The organism is Ferrimicrobium sp. (assembly GCF_027319265.1).
GTDB lineage: Bacteria > Actinomycetota > Acidimicrobiia > Acidimicrobiales > Acidimicrobiaceae > Ferrimicrobium.
Genome location: NZ_DAHVNP010000067.1, coordinates 35,184 through 53,095 on the forward strand (window position 1 = coordinate 35,184; position 17,912 = coordinate 53,095).

A 17,912-nucleotide genomic window follows, 5' to 3' on the forward strand; every position below is an offset into this window, starting at 1 on the left:
TCTCGTTGGCTGCCCCGTGGTGAACACCTTCTTGGGACGCGTCGAGTTGCCTTCCAGTGCTTCTGTTGGAGGCCAACCTAGGTCCATACAGCCTCGCACACAGAGTAGTCAACGACTCCGTTGCATCGCGGACTAGATCATCATCTCCCTCAGCAGAGTCAACCGCGATCAATCTTCTCGATTGTGCACTGAGCGCAGCCTCCACATATTCGGCTTCAAACCGACTAAAGCGGTCTCGGTGCTCGACCAGCATGATCTTCTGGGGGTCACTCAACAGCGACAGAAACGCGCGTCTGTGTCCGTTGAGAACGGAACCCACTTCGGTTGCTACGCGCTCTAGCGAATATCCATGTTCGGTAGCGAAGGCTCATACTCTCCCCATTTGTCTGTCTAGGTCTGATTTTTGGCCAGATGACGAAGCTCGCGCATCGATAAACCCACGATCCATGTTGAGGCTCTTCCGATTCCAAATCTCCGACCAGAATGAGCAGGCCAACCTTACACGCTAGAACAGGCATCTTCCTCGTCCGATATCGCCGATATGGGGTTTGAGGATGTATGCCCTGGGATAGCGCCCAATCACGCAAGGTCATTATTACTGATTATGGCAGCTCCCTCTGACAGCGGTTGCAACCCTTGGACCATGTACCACAGAATTCGGCGAGAGGCTCCGGCGGCCGCCGAGGGCGGGTGGGATCCGTCGTCGACCTCCCGCCCGTCCGAACAGCAGAACGCAGGCCGATGATCCTTGGGCGACTGTCCAAGACGGTAGGTCCTCCGAGTAGACCGCAAAGTTTCACTACCTTTGGTTCGTCAGGATCCTTCATTCAACAGCTTCGTAGCATCAAGGTGTGGGGCATCAGGGTGTGGGGCATCAGGGTGTGGGGCATCCAGGGTGTGGGGCATCAAACTGGTGTCGTCGTAGCCTCCACGGTCATCCAAGGTCCGAGGTACCTTTGAGCCGCGAAAATGCATGCTTATTTACCCACCAACGGTAGATACGCCTTGCCCCACGGTGTTATCATGGAGGCTCAAGGGGAACGGGGTTCTGAAATGGGTGATGTGTCTCGCATCGGTCGACGATCGGCAATTGGGCTCGCGGTCCAGCTCCTGGCGATCACCGCGCTGGCAGTCATCACGTCGGTGCCAGCTTTTGGTGCCCCACCGACCAACAAAACCGGTGGGCACAAAACGACGCCCACCGGATACGATATCTCGTACCCTCAGTGTGGGGAGTCGTTCCCATCGAATGGTGCCTTTGGGATCGTAGGCATCAATGATGGATTGGCAAACAACCTCAACCCCTGCCTCGCCCCCGACCCCTCCTACTCGCAGAGCGAGCTGTATTGGGCGTACGCAACCACAAGTGGTGACACCTCACAACCAAAGGTATCACTATATGTGGATACGGCAGATCCTGGTAACCTCTACGATGGTGACCCGGTCGCTGACTGGCCAACCAGTGGGACAACCCCCTATGGAACGTGTACCACGATGGGTGGCGCCTCTACAATCGGTGAGGACTCCTCGGCTTGTGCCTATCAATACGGCTTCAACAAAGCTTCGCAGGACGCAAGCTGGCTCACGAAAGCTGCGTCAGCGATCGACAGTCAGTCTCCTTCAGATCCGATGTCTACCGTACCGGGATCCTATGTCTGGTGGTTAGATGTCGAGACGTCAAATACCTGGCAAAGCGGTTCCTCCGGCTTGACCATGAACGTCGCCGATCTCCAGGGCATGATCGCTGCGCTGGAAGCTAACGGTGTGAGTGCAGGAGGCGTCGGCGTCTACTCGACATCCTCTCAATGGAGTACCGTGGTCGGCGTCACCACTGCGGCCTCAGGTTCGCTTTGGCAACTACCTGATTGGATCCCAGGAGCGCGAACGCTTACAGGAGCAATTGCGAACTGTGCGCTGCCCTCCTTCACCGGTGGTGTCGTCTCGGTAACGCAGTGGACCGCGCGCTCCGACGGGGACTACGCCTGCTAGCTGGTCAAGAGATGTCCCTTTGAAGACAACCAGAGCACGTGCCCTTTGGAGACAACCAGAGCACGTGCCCTTTGCGATGCGATCGCAACGAACAACACAGTCGATCCGGTCCTGCTCCGACCGAGCCGCTGGCTCCATCGAAGTCGGCGGCAGCAGAACGCTAGCGACATCCTTCACCAGAGTGTTTGTCGCATGGATACGTGGACAACATCGTCACTCCGAACATGCATACGGCCTGGCACGGTGGTGGACGTCCACCTGGGCAACCATGAAAAGCGCCGTCCTCGCCGATACGCACCCAAGCGGAGCCTCGCTTCAGGGATTACAGTACGAGCACTGTGCCGGATTCGCACCTCCCACGAAGGGTACGCGGATCTGTTCTCCACAGGCAGAACAACCCTCAATGATCGCTTGATCGAGATCGGTTGGAGCCCCACAGTCGCGGCAGGGGAGTCCTGGCTCATGCGCAACCAAGCCAAACCCGGGGCGCAAGCAGCTCGGACAGGGTCGACTGAGCCTCGAGGCCAACCGCTGCGCCGCCTCTTGAATCACCCTCCTGCGAGTCGGGCATAGATGGGCTCGTTGGTCGGTCTCGATGAACACCTGTCTATCTCGAGAGCTCCGCGCTACCACAGCGACAGCGGACCTGAGCTGCTCAGGTGTGACCACTCCTTTGATGATCGGGTCACGGTCCCCATCTCCACGCCGCACGATGAGCCCTTGTGCCGGAAATCCCACGCGATGCAGAAATGGCCCCAAGTCATCATTGACCCAAGCCCGCACCGAGGCTACGGTGGTTTCAAAGCTCAACGCCTCCTCGATTACCGTTACACCCGACTCGATATCAACGAAGCCAACGAGTTCAAGATCGTACGTTAATGCAGGTAACTCAGGGTATGGCCCCAGTGTTCCCTCTGACGCAACACCGCGCACGAATCCGGACGCCTCAAGCCCAGCGCGTGCCTTGGCGATCACCACCTCTCGAGCCGGCCCTCGCCGAGCTATCTCTCCCGTAAAGGTGCCAAACTGATCAGTATCAACGGCCACCACCTCCGTAACGAGACCGACGGTCAGCAGAGCAGGGGCGATCTGACCCTCCTTGCCATGGCGGGTCGCTAACGCCACTCTGGGATCACCCCATAGAACCATGGCATCTCCCGGTCATCGCCAACCACTCCACCGACATGGACCAGCCGCTCCCTTCCGTCACTCGAACTCAGCAACAACGCCGGGCCATACATTACTGGGCCATGCATACTGGGCCATACAACACTGGACAAATATCCGCACGACACGCAGGCACGAGAGGCCATCGACCACTACGGCAGCGATTCGCGCTCTTTGGTTTCTCGATCCCAACAATGCCTATCGATTGCAACACTGAAAATCCAGACAGATACCAGCATCCACGCCTGCCAGAAACATCGCTGCAACCATCGTAAGGGGTGATGAGAACGAACCAGAGCACGCTCGATGGGAAGCTGCAGAAGATGGTGTAGCAAACTGGCTGCTAAGAGTGCCACACCAAGGAAACCAAGAAAGACGACTGCCCCCTCAAGTCCACCGCTATTCTTCCAGACACCGATGGGGCGCAGCAGAAAGAACAACGGTTTGTGGATCAGATAGAGTTCAAATGAAATGATCCCGAGATAGGTTAATTTCGGACTCGTCAGCAAAGAACCCTCGTGACGAAGATCTTTACTCACCGCAGCCCCCAGGAGACCAACGAAGGCAGGCAAGGCGGCCAGAAGAACCAAGGGGCGTGGCAGTCCGTGCGTGTGATCGAGGGAATAGAGGGCACCCACCCCTACCAGCACCGCGAGCCATGCCAGGGCTCCCGCAAAGACGAGTGAGGGCCTGGGCACTCTCAGCCCTCCGCCAATCGCTCGGGCCATCAGCATCCCAATCAAAAAGAATCCAAACTGGTAGGGCGGAAAGACAAAGAAGAGCCAGTAACGGGTCGGCGCCGCCACCCCCATCTCGACCGCTACCACCGGTGCAACCACCAAGATGAATAACGTCACCACGGCAAGGGTCCAAAATCCGCGCGCATGGAGCCGTTTGACACCGGCAAGCACAAATGGGAAGACAAGGTAGAAGAAGATCTCGCAGGAGAGAGACCAGCTCACACCGTTGCCGCCAAAATATACCCGCTCCCTGGGCCACCACGCCTGCATCAGCGTCAGTTCAAGCACTTTCCCTCGGGTACCAGGTATCCGTTCGTATTGAGGGAGGGCTAGGTAGGCAAAGACCATCAATCCAAGCGTGATCGGATAGAGCTTGGCGACCCGACGCCACCAGAACTGCCGGACTCCTGGGCGTCGATGCAACCACACCCATGTCAGCACGAAGCCTGAGAGCAGAAAAAAGAACTCGACACCGCCATAGCCATAGACCTCAGCTTTACGTACTGCCCGCACACTGGTGAAATAGTATCCAACATGGCAAAGGACGACGGCGACGGCAGCAAAAATACGCAGCGCACTCAGCCTCGGAAGATGCTGGGGTCGTTCGGGGCGGGACGAACACTCTCCTGGATTGGCTCCAGCTGGCGCGAGCACAGTCGTCATAACCAGACCGAACTTACCAGGCAAATCTCACAGGGCACCTAGGGGTATCTGAGAAAGAGCGTAAGAGGCTACCTTGTGCAACATCATGCCATCCAGGCCAATTCCACACCGACGGCTACTGTATCCAGATGCGTGGGTCATCCGGCCCCCCGTCAGCAGGGGCTCGTCACTTCGTCCTCGTCAACGTGACTGATGGTCCCAGACGGTTAGCATGCCGCTATCGCAGCCCGGACCAACAACTTCAGCCGTCGCGTTCGAGCGACCGAGGCCCTAGCAGAGAAGACATCGTAATCGAGTTCCTCGATCTCGTCAAGTATCGCGCCATAGACCTGACGAGCAACACGAATGCATCGCAGTGCGCGGCCCCGAAGATAGTCATCGCCAGCGTAGGATTCAGCATACCAACGTCGCGTTCGAGCGATCTCAAAAGCCATCAGGTTGCGAAACTCGTCGGTGACTCTACGCTGATCAAAGGCATCCCACGCCCCAAAGCGGTCGATATCCTCCTCTGGCACATAGATACGGCCACGATCCAGATCTTCGTTGATGTCGCGAAGAAAGTTAGTCATCTGAAAAGCATTCCCCAACGCCCGCGCCGGTGCCTGTGCCTCAGGGTTATCGACACCAAGAATCGGCAACATCATCTCTCCGATGACCGCAGCAGAACCATCCATATACGCGAGTAGATCATCGATATGAGGATACCGACGCACGAGAAAGTCTTGCCGCATCGCACCCAAGAAGCGCTCAAAATAGCTGATCGGCATGCTGAACCGATCAATAGTTGCAATCGTTGCCGCCAGAATCGGCTCTTCAGAACCACCTCGAGCAACCTCGGCAAAGAATCGTTCCCTAAACGAGTCCACCTTCGCCAGGCGTCGAGCATCATCATCTCTCTCGACGTCAACGATATCGTCAACATAACGACAAAAACCATACAGTGCGAAAACATAGGGGCGCAAGTGCCGCGCCAGCAGCAACGTCGCCAAATAGTACGTCTTGCCATGCGCCTGGTTTAAGGCACGAGATGGCGCTACGATCTCCTTAGGAAGCCCTCGAGTCGTCACCGCAACCGACCCAAGGCCATCCCAGCCGACAACCTACCCGAAACCATCACCAGCGGCAGGCCAACCCCCGGAGTCGTTCCCGATCCGGTTCGCACGAGGTTAGGAATTTTTGGGTCCTGCATGGTTGGCCGGAACGGCCCACTCTGGAAGAAGGTATGAGCGAGCGAGAAGGGGGTACCCGCATCCATACCCATGCGTGCCCAATCTCTTGGATCGATGTCATAACGCACCGACGCGGGGAGATCTCTAGCAACTCCGAAACGCTCCAGTCTGCGATCAAATCGGTCAACAAATCCTGCTCCTAAACGATCCCAATCGAACCGTCCATTCAGACTTGGCGTTGGTTCCAACGCATAGACGATATGTGCGTTCACTGGTGCAAGCTCTGGATCCGATCGAGTCGGTACGCTCACCAACGTAGACGGGTCACTCATCATGCGCCCATTATCGACAAGATCCTCAAAAGCTTGGGCCCACTGCGTACCAAAAAAGATATTGTGATGACCAAGGGTGGCCGGCAACTCTCCGTGCACACCGCGCAGTGACAGGAAACACGAGGGCGACATCTTCCAGCGCAAGCCACCGAACCTCCGGAACGGTCGCCCAAGCATCTCTGCCAGCTCGCCAGGGTCGGCGGAGGTGATGACCCCATCGCAAGCGATAGATCCGCCATCGGTGACGACGTGAGTAATCCTTTGGTTATGCAGGACGAATGCCTCCACTTCGTGCGCATATCGAAATTCGACACCGAGATCGCGGGCAAGCTGCTCTAGCGCGTTCGCTGCTGCTCTCATCCCCCCTACTGGTTGGACCACCCCGAGAACAACGTCCATATAGCTGATGATAGCGAAAATCCCTAGAGCTCGTAGTGGCGACAGGCCCGCATAGAGCGCCTGAAAACTGAAGAGTTGTTGGAGTCTTTCGTCGTCAAAATAATGCCCGACCACCTTAGGAAGCCGTTGAAAACCCCGCAAGCGCACGAGCCGTACCAGCGCCTTTGGGTTACCAAGCAGAGCACTCACACTATCGAGTTGTGCGTCAATGAAGGAGGGGAACTCAACCGCAAACAGTTCCTCAAGATAGCGACGAAACTGCAGGTAACCCTCGGCTTCCTTGCGAGACACTTGTTCCTCGATCTCTGCATACATCTGGTCTCGATCAGAAAACGTTGCGATCCGTCCTCGTCCATCGACACTGTCACGGTCGGCAAATGCCGCGTGATAGCCCGGCTCCAAGCGTCGGAAGGTGACGTAGTCATCGGGATTACGTCCGGCGCGGCGGAAAATATCACGGAACAGCTCGGGCATTGTAAACACGGTTGGCCCCGTGTCAATTTGAAAACCTTCCCGATCATATCGGCCCGACCGCCCACCTGGGTGCGAGAGTCGATCGACAACGGTGACGCGAACACCCTGGCGGGCAAGCTCAGTGGCTGCCGTCAATCCGGAGAAGCCAGCACCGACGACCACAACTGAGGCCGGCATCAATTCAACCTATCGACCACAAACCCAGCCATCTCGCCGAGTGCCACACGCGCCTCCTGGGTGAGCGCAAGATCATCAAGCGCCTGCATGGAACGCAAGAAGAGCTGATCGATGCGATCCTCCATCGCTCGGAGGGCGCCGGTATGTGCAATCATCTCCTGGAGTGCCTCAACCTCGGAGCCCGAGAGGTCATCCCGGCCAAAGAGTCCCTCAAACAGGGTACGTTCAGTCGAGGAGCACATCTGGCAGGCCAAACCGATGAGGAGCGTCTGTTTTCCTTCCCGCAGATCATCACCAACTGGCTTCTTGGTCCGTTCTGCCTGACCAAAGACGCCAAGAATGTCGTCGCGGAGTTGGAACGCCATCCCGAGTGGGACAGCAAAATGCGTGACCGCCTCTGTTGAGGCAAAGTACGCATCTGCGAGCGCTGCGCCGATGTGCATGGGTCGTTCAACGGTGTACTTGCCCGACTTATAGAGAGCGATGCGCTCAGCCTTTGCCAGTGTCGTACCGGTGGCGAAGCTCCCCGACACATCGAGCGACTGACCAAGGTTCACCTCGAGTTTCAACTCTGCATAGAGTTGACGAGCCCGTCGATTGGCGTCGATCAACATCTGATCCGCATAAGCGAACGCAAGATCGCCAACAAGAATCGCCATCGAGTCGCCATACTGGACCGCAGAACCACGCAACGCCTCCTGCCGGTGTTGTGAAGCAAAGGCGGTATGCACCGAAGGCTCTCCCCGGCGCACATCAGAGCGATCCATGAGATCATCGTGGATCAGAGCGAAAGTATGGAGCAGCTCAAGCCCCATCAGCGTCCTCATGAGTACAGGATCACTGGGGTCTGCACCCATACCCACGGCCGTCCAGTAGCAGAAGGCCGGACGCAGACGCTTGCCTCCAGAGATCACAAACCGACGCAGTGCATCGATCGGGAGAGCGAAGTCAGGATCGATGAGGCTCCACCGAGTGTGCTCTGTCGTGAGGAACTGCAAGAGTTCAGATTCGACCCTCTTTGAGATCTCGACAATTGAGCGAGGTGCTGCCACCTCCGTCATCATGTGAGCCAACGAATCGTTCTCCTCTAGCACACCAACTCCCTTTCGTCAGGATCGCTGACTACTACAACCACCCTTGACCGCTATCCTCTTCCCAGTTTCTGACCTTTGTCGTCAAACTTGAGGTTCAGGCCGACCCAGGTTGTCTACCGCTTCTAGCCTATCGACCTCGGGTGCACTAGCCGGAATTTGGGTTCATCAGTTCACCATTGCAAGTTCCCATTCGACTACACTCAGCGCAGTAGGGTCGTGCTGAGCACGGCGGAGGCACGGTATTGGGCCATTGCGATTGGGCCATTGAGAGAATGTCCACGAGACAATAGCGCCAGGTGAAAGGCACAAACGTGGATGAGGGTGAATCAGGCACGCACGGGAATGCGATGCCCGGCATACGGATCGATCTTCATACGCACACCTATCGCTCAGGCGACGCTAAGACGCCCCTAACTGAGTTTGCTGCGTTCGCGTCTCAACTTGACCTCGTTGCCGTCACCGATCATCACGACCTCAGGGCAGCAGCCATACTTCAACAAGACTACGGTCTCACCGTCATCCAAGGAGAGGAGGTGAACACCGGACAAGGGGAGGTCATCGGCCTCTACGTCACCCAACTAGTCCCGAGGCTTCTCGGTTTGGAGGAGACGTGTCGGAGAATCCGTAGCCAGCATGGATTGGTCTACATACCGCACCCAACCGATACCACACGAAAAGCGATCGGTTTAACGGGCCTCGTCACACTCTGCAGCATGGGGCTCGTCGACATCGTGGAGGTCGGCAACTCCAAGTCTGCGCTGGTGGATCGAGATGCCGAGGGCATCGCCCATTCCTTTGGGATCCCAGTGACCGCCGCCTCGGACGCACACACCGCCACGGCGATAGGCTCAAGCTATACCACGATTGCGCGCTCGCCAGTCGACGCTCCCGATCTTGTCCAACTCCTCTTAGAGGGGTACTATCACCATCAACCCTATGATCCTGCACGCGAGACGCACACGACCTTTGTGGTACCAGGTACTGCAGTACCTAATGCATAGAGTCAGGCAACATTGCCTACACCGAAGGAGAACTCGTGCTCGCAGTCGTCGTGAAGCGCTGACGTGACTCTCACGGTTGACGCGACTCTCACGGTTGAAGCTACGCCGCGGAGTCTGAGTCCTTGGTGCTGGAGCCTTTCGCTTCGGAGCTTTGACTAGGCGCCGTTGGCTTCTTCTCCGCCGGAGTCGTGGGGGTCGATGCCTCACCCGACGAGCCTTTCGCCGCATCAGTCTTCGAGGTCGCCTCCTGAGCGGCACCCGTCGCTGGTGTCACCGCTGAAGAGCTTCCTCGCGAGTCCGTCTTGTAGAAACCCGAACCCTTAAACACGATACCAATGTTGCCAAAGACCTTACGAAGTTCACCTCCGCACGCATCGCAGACGGTCAAAGGGTCGTCGTAGAACGACTGCACTACCTCGACATGCTTCCCGCACTGCTTGCAGACATACTCATACGTCGGCATCGCTCCTCCACTCACGATTCGAACTACTAGCACTCGAATGGCTAGACTGCTAAATCCATTGTAACCGGCATGCCACGCGAGAGACCCCACGCGTTAGAATGAGCTGAACAATCGAGGAGTACGGCATGGCAACGGTAACAAAGGTAGTGATCCCAGCGGCGGGTCTTGGAACACGATTCCTGCCTGCCACAAAGGCCCAGCCCAAAGAGATGCTGCCCGTTGTCGACAAGCCTGCGATCCAATACGTGATCGAAGAGGCGATTCGCAACAATCTCAATAACATCCTCGTGGTCACTGGTCGTGGCAAGCGATCGATCGAAGACCACTTTGATCAGTCCTTCGAACTCGAAGAGCTCCTTATTGAGTCTGGTCGCAACGCCGATCTTGAGCTCGTCCGCGCTATCTCCAAACTCGGTACAATTCACTACATTCGACAAGGGCGACCACTCGGCCTTGGACACGCAGTACTCGCCGCGAAGGCCCATGTCGGCAACGAACCCTTCGTAACAATGCTTGCCGACGACATTATGGCTGAAGATTCAGATCTGTTATCGAGGATGCTCGACCTTCACCACAGCACTGGTTGCAGCGTATTGTCACTAATGGAGGTCCCGCGAGAACAGATCCGTCTCTATGGCTGTGCCGAGGTAATCGAGAATCGCGACGGCACCACACAGGTCGTCTCGGTGGTCGAAAAACCCGACCCGAGTGAGGCGCCGTCGACGCTCGCAATCACCGGCCGCTACCTCTTTACACCAGAGATTTTCAAAGCGATCGAAGAGACGCCCTCGGGCAAGAATGGAGAGTTTCAACTCACTGACGCCATTGCCCGCCTCGGGCAGAACCAACCGGTGCTTGGTGTTGTCTTCAACCAGGGTCGCTACGACATCGGCGACAAACTTGAGTACTTGCGTGCCGTCGTCGAGATCGCCCTCGGTCGAGAAGACATTGGGCCAGCGTTCGCTGCTGAACTAAGGGCGATTTTGGCCCGAGAATTCCAAGCATCATGAAACCACTCAGCGAGGTGATCGACCACACCCTGGCCAACGTTCAACGTTTGCCAGAGGTAGAGACTCCCCTTGCTGACGCAAGCGGTCTCTATCTTGCTGGTCCAACGCTCGTCAAGAGCCCAATACCTCCCTTCGACAACACGGCCGTCGATGGTTTCGCTATCCGCCTGGATAGCACACTCGCCCACTCGGGCACCATCCTTCGGGTGACGGCGACGGTAGCCGCGGGGGATGATCCCTCGAAGCTCACTCTGAACCCAGGAGAGGCCATTCGCATCATGACAGGTGCGCCGATCCCTCCCCAAGCCGATGCCGTAGTCATGGTTGAGGACACCACAACCATAGATGACGCCGTGACGGTTCACCGACTACCGCAGGTCGGTGACAATATCCGAAGAGCCGGCAGTGATATACAGGCTGGCCAGCGGGTCTTTGAAGCCGGGACCAAGATAACGCCGGCCGTTCGTGGAGTACTCGCCTCGCTTGGTGTTTCCCACATCGCAACCTTCGCTCGGCCAACGGTCGGCGTCATCTCAACAGGAGATGAACTCTCTGATGCCGAGCTCCTCGCACCTGGGAAAATCCATGACTCGAATCGTCCTGCCCTCCTGGACTCCGTCGCTGCGCTCGGAGCCACCGCGGTTGACCTCGGCAACGTCGGCGACGATCGTGAGGCCATTCGTCGTGCGTTTTGGCATGCGGTCACTACCTGTGACGCCCTCATCACCTCAGGTGGAGTCAGCGTCGGTGACTTCGACTACACCAAAGCAGTGCTCGATGAACTCTCTGACAACCAAATCACCTGGTTTCAGGTGGCGATCAAGCCAGCCAAGCCCTTTGCCTTTGGCCGAGTTGGTAACGTTCCCGTCTTTGGGCTGCCGGGCAATCCGGTCTCAGCCCTCGTCAGTTTTGAGCTCTTTGTACGGCCTGCACTTCTCTATATGCTCGGAGCAAGACAGCTCTTTCGCCCCACGATTCGCGCAGTCACGACAGTCCCACTCGATCATCATCCTGACGGAAAACTCCATCTGGTCAGGGCCACCGTCGAACTCGACGGCGCCGGCGGACTACAGGTCACCCCACAAGGACATCAGGGTTCCCATGTGCTCACAGGGCTCGCGCAGGCGAATGCACTCATCCTGCTGCCCGATGGAGTGCACGTCCCAATCGGTGCGAGCGTTCAGGTGTTGCTCATTGGCAGCCTCGACACCGATACCTTCTCTCCGCCAAACCCAACGAACGTACACTAACCCTCGTGGACCCACTCCAGCGAGTCCGAGATGCGCTTTGCCTTTGGGGACTCGACGACACGATCCAAGCCTTCGGGGAAGGTACCCATACAGCGGTTGATGCCGCACGAGCCATTGGTTGCGAAGTTAATCAGATCGCCAAGAGTATCGTTTTTGCCACCGCCGACGGACCGATGATCGTCATGGCGGGAGGAACGAACCGCATCGACAAGCGCAAGGTCGGTAGGGCCACTGGCATGAAGCTCCACTCAGTTGGCGCGGACTATCTGCGTGAGCGACTCGAGCTTGAGCCAGGTGGGGTGACGCCACTCGCCACAGACGCCGAGCTTCCCGTCGTGATCGACTCCGACCTTTTTACTTTTGACCAGATCTGGCTCAGTGCTGGCACGCCATCACACATACTGAGCATCACTCCCGAAATGCTTCGTATGATTACCAGGGCTCAGATCATGGCAGTGACAGAAGTTCCCAGTTCATCCTCCTAGACCAGGACAGATCGGTACCCGCCTAATCGGAGGAGGTGTTGTTACCCGCTGCGATCCGCCAGGTGAGTACCGCAAAACTGGTTGAGATCGCTCCAAGGCCAACATGGACCAACCGAAAGCGCACCGAATGTTCGCGGTCCTTGACCATATTCTTGATCAACACCGACCACACATAGATACTCCATGCCGCACTCGCTCGGAGCAACCACCTATCTTTTCTTTGCATGCCAACGAGTCTACTCAACCCCATCGCGATCTTCGGAGCACCCAACACCATAACGCATCGGCGAAAATACTTTGCGCGAACCTGTAACGGTGTCTATGGCACGTGCGCTTCCCCCTACAGACGCCGCGGTCGTCACCATCGAAAGCAAGAGACATCGCACGTGAGAAAGGATATCGATCTGCTATGCTAATCAACTTCATCTCCGGGAAAAGTCTGGTGCTCGCCACACTCCTCGCATCTGGCGGCCTCGGCACCATCGCCGTCGCGCACATGAACGAACACGCCGCGAAGGCAACGCTTGCAGTAGCCTCCACAAGGAGCACAACGGGTCAGCACTCCTCAACTCCTAACAATCGGTCAGCCCAAACGCAAACAGCGACGACGCCAGGGACTCCTGCGATCAACCAAGGCCTCTCGTCGGGGGCGAGTCTTCACGGGCTCTGCGTCGCCTATCGCGCCCATCTGATGATGAGTGGAGGAGCAACCGCGAATGCCGAGACCCACCTGGCACATGCCCACGCCTTCCTTGAGCTTGCCGAGTTTGCGACCGCAAAGGGAGAGACGATCCCTGTCCTCTGTGCCAACCAGGGTGGAGTGTCTATCAGCATCATGCCTGCCGGCCAGAGCCCTGCAATGGGGAGGAACGGTAAAACTTCGACCGTTAGCGCAGCGAGTGGTGCTTCCTCATTCGCCTTGGGCAACCGACCTTAACCCACCCATGCAGTCCAACGGATAGGCAGTTAGTTGATGGGATCGCTGATCTCAGATCCAAACTGTCTATCTGTTGGACAAACCAGGGTGCACTCGTACGACTCTTAGCGCATTCGCGCATCACAGAGGACTACGGATGCAACCATGAGGGGCGCTCGATTCGGTAACTGAAGTTTCTATCCTGTTGCTTACCCTCTGATTCCAGATGAGGGTTGAGGGTGAGCGCCGGTGCATTTGCGGCGAGCAAGCGGTGCCATGCGGCAATACCTCCCGTGCTCAAGTCATCCGACCGCGGAGTGGCAACACCCTCGAAGTTCACCATGACCCCCGTTACCCAGATGGCTTCCTGATCGACGGTGATCTCGAGTGAGCGCGCCTCACACGGCCAATCCATCAGTGCAGAGGTAGTGACCTCAAGCAGTTGACGTCCGTTGCCATGATGTACACGGACCCGATTCTCGTGCGTATGCCCGTTCACAAACGCGATCACATTAGGAAAGCGCAGCAACGTTGCGAGCAACCAGTCGCCCAGCTGGAAATCGGGTCGCATGGCAGCCCTCTCGTTCGTAAGCGTCGAAAGTGGATGATGTGCTGCGACGATGATCAATCGATCCTCGCCATCGCTCGCTATCAATTCACCATCCTCCCTCACGTGACTGGACGAGTAGCGTTCCAGTACCTTGACCAACCAGCGCGCCTGGCCCGTATCGATAGCACCCTCCGCCCCACCCCAGCTGAAGGCGGTGTCGAGCCCGATCAGCAGCACCTCATCATTGAGCTCGGCGCTGTAATAGAGGTGCTCATCGTCCACGAGTCCATGCCCCTCAGGAGTGCCGCCGGCGTTTCGGATAGCCTTAGCGAGCGTTCGGCGATCGATAAAGTGCCGATTCAAGTCTGGGGCGATCTCGTGTCCATGCCCCCCATCAAGAAGCGTCGCTGGCGATTCAACCCCGAGACGCAGTGCGTCGTTTGGGTCCAACTCATCGGGTGGCCCGAGCTGTTTTGTCTCTCCCACGACGATCGATCCCGCCGCAGCGTTGGTGACGCCGAGCCCTTGGACGAGCAGCTCGTGATTTCCGTTGGTGATATACCAATCGCAGCCAAGACCTGGAGAGACGATCGGACCAAAGGCAGCCGCAAGCAAGCCCTCAAGAGTGGGAAACCCCCAAAGCTTTTTATAGTCGTCCCCACCAGGCTCTGGATGCCAATAGGTACTATCCCCAAAGCCATGGGCCGCGACAAAGGACATGGCTTCGTCGCCCGATTGAAGATTAACGACTCCACCACCGATAGCCGCAACAAAATTGTCAAGTTCATTCTGTTGCGAGTTATCGATCGAGTCACCGGTCACGATACAGCAGACTCTTTCCTGTCCATCCGTCATCTCATTAAACTGACGCAACATGGCGACGAGCGCGTGAGCAACAAGGAACTCCTGCGCCCGATAACCCGGGATCAGCTCTTCGAAGCCAGGCACACCATAGAACGAGTTCACCCACTCATATCGAGCCGGTGATTTCACATCCGCCAGCTGAATATCTGAGAGGTGCAAAAGGTGCAGCAACCGCCTCCCAGGTGGCATCGGACAAGGCTCGCCCTCTGCTCGCAAATCGTGAAAACCACCCATCAATCCTGGTGTCAACTCGCGCTGAGCGACAAAGCGCAACGACTCCACAACGCTCCCTTCTCTCGGTCCAACAACCAAGCTAGGCCTCCCAGTTATCCACACGGGAAAGCTACGGTAAACAACGTGCGACAAAGAAGGCGCGCCCAAGAGCGCCTAACCCACCGACGCGACCCGATAGGCTCTAGCTGATGTCAGCCGGTGTGGCGCAGCTGGTAGCGCAGGCGATTTGTAATCGTCAGGTCGTCGGTTCGAGCCCGACCACCGGCTCCACGATCGAGCCTTCCCATGCCATGAAGGTTGCCTATCGATGAAGACCTCCTAAGCCAGGCCCTAGGATAGGACTGATGCACCCAGACCGGTTGACCCGACCCTTTTTTGTCCAACACCAAATGAACGAGACAAGTATCCTTGTCCAACGGCGATATCAGGACCACAGCCCGACCCAAGGAGACAGCACCCTATGACCGAATCCATCAACGAACTCGCCAACGAGTACCTCGCCAATCGGCTGCAACTCGATCCTATCCTCGCCACCGAACTCGGTACAGGGGATGATCCAGCGGGTCTTCCCGACTACTCCGTCACCGGCGTTGTGGCCAAAGCGGATCTCGACAGATCGATTTTGGCCAAAGCGCGCATCATCGACGCAAGTGATGACGAGGTCATCGCCAAACACCTGATGATCGAGCGCCTCAGCACACAACTCGCCCTCCATGATGCGGGAGAATGGATGGCGGAGATCAACGTGATTGCTTCACCCCAACACCAGATAAAACACGCCATCGACCTGATGCCTCGTGCTACCGTGGAGGACTGGGAGACCATCGCCGAGCGGTTGCGCAGGGTGCGCGCGTCGTTGGCGAGTTATCAACAAAGCCTACGTTTGGGCCTTGCGCAGGGGCTCGTTGCTTCGCAGCGTCAGGTTCTTGAAGCAGCCCGACTGGCGCGACGGACGGCGACACCGGGAGGACCTTCGTACTTTGAAGAGCTCACCACCTCGTATCACCGGCAGGCGCCAGGGAACCCTATGGATTTTGGGGCCGCCTGTCAAGAGGCTGCATCAGCTTACTTAGACCTCGCCACCTTCTTCGAACAAGAGTATCTCCCACATAGCACCTCTATTGACGGAGTCGGTGGAGATCGCTGGCAACTCTACTGCCAGCTCTTTAACGGAGCGACCTTTGATCCCCAGGAGTCCTACCAGTGGGGCTTTGAGGAACTACAGCGCATCCGTCGTGAGATGGAGATAGAAGCGGACAAGATCCTTCCCGGCGCAGGTATTCATGCAGTGATCGCGCATCTTGAGCATGATCCATCGTTGGTGATCAACGGTGCTGACGCCTTCGCGCTCTGGAACCAACAGGTTCTCGATGGCGCCGTCGCGGTCCTCAACGGCGTACACTTCGACATTCCTGCCCCGATCCAACACATCGAAGCGATGCTGGCCCCCGCCGGCGGCGCAGCTGCCATGTACTATACGCCGCCATCGATAGATCTCTCGCGACCTGGTCGAACCTGGTATCCGACCCAAGGACGGACGGAGTTCCCCCTCTGGCACGAACTCTCTACGGTCTATCACGAAGGCGTACCAGGTCACCATCTCCAGATCGGCTATGCGACATGGCTCGGCGAACGACTCAACCCTTTCCAAAGGGTCCTTGGTGCTAGCTCTGGTCATGTTGAGGGTTGGGCGCTCTATGCCGAGCGACTGATGGATGAATTGGGCTTCTTCGAGGAGGCCAGCTACCGCCTCGGGATGTTATCGTCACAGGCGTTCCGAGCGGCCAGAGTCGTCATTGACATCGGATTACACCACGACTACCCAGTTCCACGCAATGTCTTCGCAGGGGCACCCGAACACTGGACGCGTGAATCCGCAATCGATTTCCTCCGCAACATGACTGGCATCGATGGCATCTTTGCCACCTCCGAGATCGACCGCTATCTCGGCTGGCCCGCCCAAGCCACCAGCTACAAGTTGGGGGAACGCGCCTGGCTCGCCATTCGCGAACAAGTTCGACTCCGTGAGGGACCACGCTTCAATCTCAAACGCTTCCACCACCAGGCTCTAGCGTTGGGTTTTGTTGGTCTCGATCAACTGGCGAGCGCCTTTTCGGTATTGACGACCACGTAGGCAAGACCATATAGCGCGCCCAACAAGGAGCTCGCTCACTGACGAATCATCGAACCATCTCCCCATGAGCTTGGCAGGTGATCCGAGAGTCGCTGTTCTTTTGGCATCGTTCTGGTGCCTGATTCAATAGATCCTCTTGGCAGTGGGTTGCGACGGCGATCAGCTGCGGAGCTATAAGGAAAGCACCAAAAACCGGGCCTCGCTGAACCATGAGCGAATTGACGTCTAGAACAATGGGCGTTATACTGCCGAGATGCGCATGCGATCACTACCGCCCAGGTGCAATGACGACCATGGCGCACAAGTGCGGCCATGGTTAACCATCTCGCCGTACGCCGACACCAAGTCGTCACAGGGATGAGCAAAGCGATCAGCATGGGGGCGCACTTGGTCCGAAACAGGCCTCGTAACCAAGATTTGGCATCGATCAAGTCACGTCTCTCGCGCTGTCGACACCCGTCGTTCCGGTTCTTAACAACACTGATCATCCTTGTCGCGACGAGCTTATCGTTGGCGCTCGTACCGGCACCAGCTCTTGCCAAAGCGAGTTCGCCAATGCACCCAGCACGGCTCCCCGCTGGACTCGGGTTGACTGGGGATTCCAGTGACATTTCCGACATCACCTGCCCGTCGCAGAACCAGTGCCTGGCGGTGGGCAATGGTACCAAGGGTGCGGTTCTTCTTCGTACGACCAACGGAGGCGCGAGTTGGAGTCGGGTCACGCTCCCAAGTGGACAGGGCTTGGTCGATCATTCGATAGGTTTTATTAACACGATCACCTGCCCGTCGCAGAACCAGTGC

At 57.3% G+C, this 17,912-nt stretch carries 17 protein-coding genes, 1 tRNA gene and 1 pseudogene; 8 read left to right on the plus strand and 11 right to left on the minus strand.

The genetic code is table 11. From position 1 onward, the window contains the following. Positions 1-58: 58 nt before the first annotated feature. Positions 59-593 (minus strand): annotated as a pseudogene (locus tag M7439_RS13105) (IS607 family transposase); the annotation flags it as partial. 430 nt (positions 594-1,023) lie between these two features. Between M7439_RS13105 and M7439_RS09955 the strand changes: the two are divergent. Then, positions 1,024-1,989 carry a hypothetical protein gene (locus M7439_RS09955; protein WP_298348876.1) on the plus strand — a complete coding sequence of 322 codons (966 nt, stop codon included), beginning with the start codon at positions 1,024-1,026 and terminating at the stop codon, positions 1,987-1,989. 315 nt (positions 1,990-2,304) lie between these two features. Here M7439_RS09955 and M7439_RS09960 read toward each other — a convergent pair whose 3' ends face one another. The 6 genes from M7439_RS09960 to M7439_RS09985 all read right to left on the minus strand — a co-directional run bounded on the left by M7439_RS09960 (position 2,305) and on the right by M7439_RS09985 (position 8,204). Beyond that, entirely contained in the window at positions 2,305-3,114 is an 810-nt protein-coding gene (locus M7439_RS09960; RefSeq protein WP_298347344.1) for a DUF6671 family protein, read from the minus strand. Then, positions 3,105-3,245 (minus strand): hypothetical protein, encoded by a 141-nt coding sequence (locus M7439_RS09965; RefSeq protein ID WP_298347345.1) that lies wholly within the window; start codon positions 3,243-3,245, stop codon positions 3,105-3,107. The genes M7439_RS09960 and M7439_RS09965 overlap by 10 nt, the downstream gene beginning before the upstream one ends. Before the next feature lie 63 nt (positions 3,246-3,308). Next, a complete protein-coding gene (locus M7439_RS09970; RefSeq protein WP_298347346.1) occupies positions 3,309-4,559 on the minus strand; it encodes an acyltransferase in 1,251 nt (416 codons plus the stop codon). Positions 4,560-4,765: 206 nt separating this feature from the next. Continuing rightward, entirely contained in the window at positions 4,766-5,626 is an 861-nt protein-coding gene (locus M7439_RS09975) for a phytoene/squalene synthase family protein (protein ID WP_298347347.1), read from the minus strand. After that, positions 5,623-7,110, minus strand: coding sequence for an NAD(P)/FAD-dependent oxidoreductase (locus tag M7439_RS09980; RefSeq protein ID WP_298347348.1), 1,488 nt, complete (start codon positions 7,108-7,110; stop codon positions 5,623-5,625). The genes M7439_RS09975 and M7439_RS09980 overlap by 4 nt, the downstream gene beginning before the upstream one ends. After that, positions 7,110-8,204 carry a polyprenyl synthetase family protein gene (locus M7439_RS09985; protein WP_298347349.1) on the minus strand — a complete coding sequence of 365 codons (1,095 nt, stop codon included), beginning with the start codon at positions 8,202-8,204 and terminating at the stop codon, positions 7,110-7,112. Before M7439_RS09985 ends, M7439_RS09980 begins: the two co-directional genes overlap by 1 nt. 311 nt (positions 8,205-8,515) lie before the next feature. Here M7439_RS09985 and M7439_RS09990 point away from each other — a divergent pair, with 311 nt between their 5' ends. Next, entirely contained in the window at positions 8,516-9,205 is a 690-nt protein-coding gene (locus M7439_RS09990) for a PHP domain-containing protein (protein WP_298347350.1), read from the plus strand. A 100-nt stretch (positions 9,206-9,305) separates the two neighbouring features. Here M7439_RS09990 and M7439_RS09995 read toward each other — a convergent pair whose 3' ends face one another. Then, complete coding sequence (locus tag M7439_RS09995; RefSeq protein ID WP_298347351.1) at positions 9,306-9,668, minus strand: FmdB family zinc ribbon protein; 363 nt, start codon at positions 9,666-9,668, stop codon at positions 9,306-9,308. Positions 9,669-9,793: 125 nt separating this feature from the next. Between M7439_RS09995 and galU the strand changes: the two genes are divergently transcribed. Genes galU through M7439_RS10010 form a run of 3 tightly spaced genes read left to right on the plus strand, consistent with a single transcriptional unit; the run spans position 9,794 to position 12,413 of the window. Further along, complete coding sequence (gene galU / locus M7439_RS10000; protein WP_298347352.1) at positions 9,794-10,678, plus strand: UTP--glucose-1-phosphate uridylyltransferase GalU; 885 nt, start codon at positions 9,794-9,796, stop codon at positions 10,676-10,678. Further along, positions 10,675-11,928: a gephyrin-like molybdotransferase Glp gene (gene glp / locus M7439_RS10005; protein ID WP_298347353.1), complete on the plus strand. Its 1,254-nt coding sequence runs from the start codon at positions 10,675-10,677 to the stop codon at positions 11,926-11,928. The genes galU and glp overlap by 4 nt, the downstream gene beginning before the upstream one ends. Positions 11,929-11,933: 5 nt before the next feature. Next, a complete protein-coding gene (locus M7439_RS10010; protein ID WP_298347354.1) occupies positions 11,934-12,413 on the plus strand; it encodes a YbaK/EbsC family protein in 480 nt (159 codons plus the stop codon). A 22-nt stretch (positions 12,414-12,435) separates the two neighbouring features. On the opposite strand, the gene M7439_RS10015 is transcribed toward M7439_RS10010, so the two are convergent. Beyond that, entirely contained in the window at positions 12,436-12,639 is a 204-nt protein-coding gene (locus tag M7439_RS10015) for a hypothetical protein (RefSeq protein WP_298347355.1), read from the minus strand. 183 nt (positions 12,640-12,822) lie between these two features. On the opposite strand from M7439_RS10015, the gene M7439_RS10020 reads away from it, so the two are divergent. Then, positions 12,823-13,350: a hypothetical protein gene (locus M7439_RS10020; RefSeq protein WP_298347356.1), complete on the plus strand. Its 528-nt coding sequence runs from the start codon at positions 12,823-12,825 to the stop codon at positions 13,348-13,350. A gap of 130 nt (positions 13,351-13,480) precedes the next feature. On the opposite strand, the gene M7439_RS10025 is transcribed toward M7439_RS10020, so the two are convergent. Continuing rightward, entirely contained in the window at positions 13,481-15,025 is a 1,545-nt protein-coding gene (locus M7439_RS10025; protein WP_298347357.1) for a hypothetical protein, read from the minus strand. Between the two features lie 146 nt (positions 15,026-15,171). Between M7439_RS10025 and M7439_RS10030 the strand changes: the two genes are divergently transcribed. Next, positions 15,172-15,247: transfer RNA gene (locus M7439_RS10030), tRNA-Thr, on the plus strand. 190 nt (positions 15,248-15,437) lie between these two features. Continuing rightward, the gene (locus tag M7439_RS10035) at positions 15,438-17,111 is read left to right on the plus strand and encodes a DUF885 domain-containing protein (RefSeq protein WP_298347358.1); all 1,674 of its coding nucleotides are present in this window, start codon (positions 15,438-15,440) and stop codon (positions 17,109-17,111) included. A gap of 504 nt (positions 17,112-17,615) precedes the next feature. On the opposite strand, the gene M7439_RS10040 is transcribed toward M7439_RS10035, so the two are convergent. Next, the coding region (locus tag M7439_RS10040; protein WP_308464482.1) for a hypothetical protein at positions 17,616-17,912 on the minus strand (297 nt) is incomplete at its 5' end.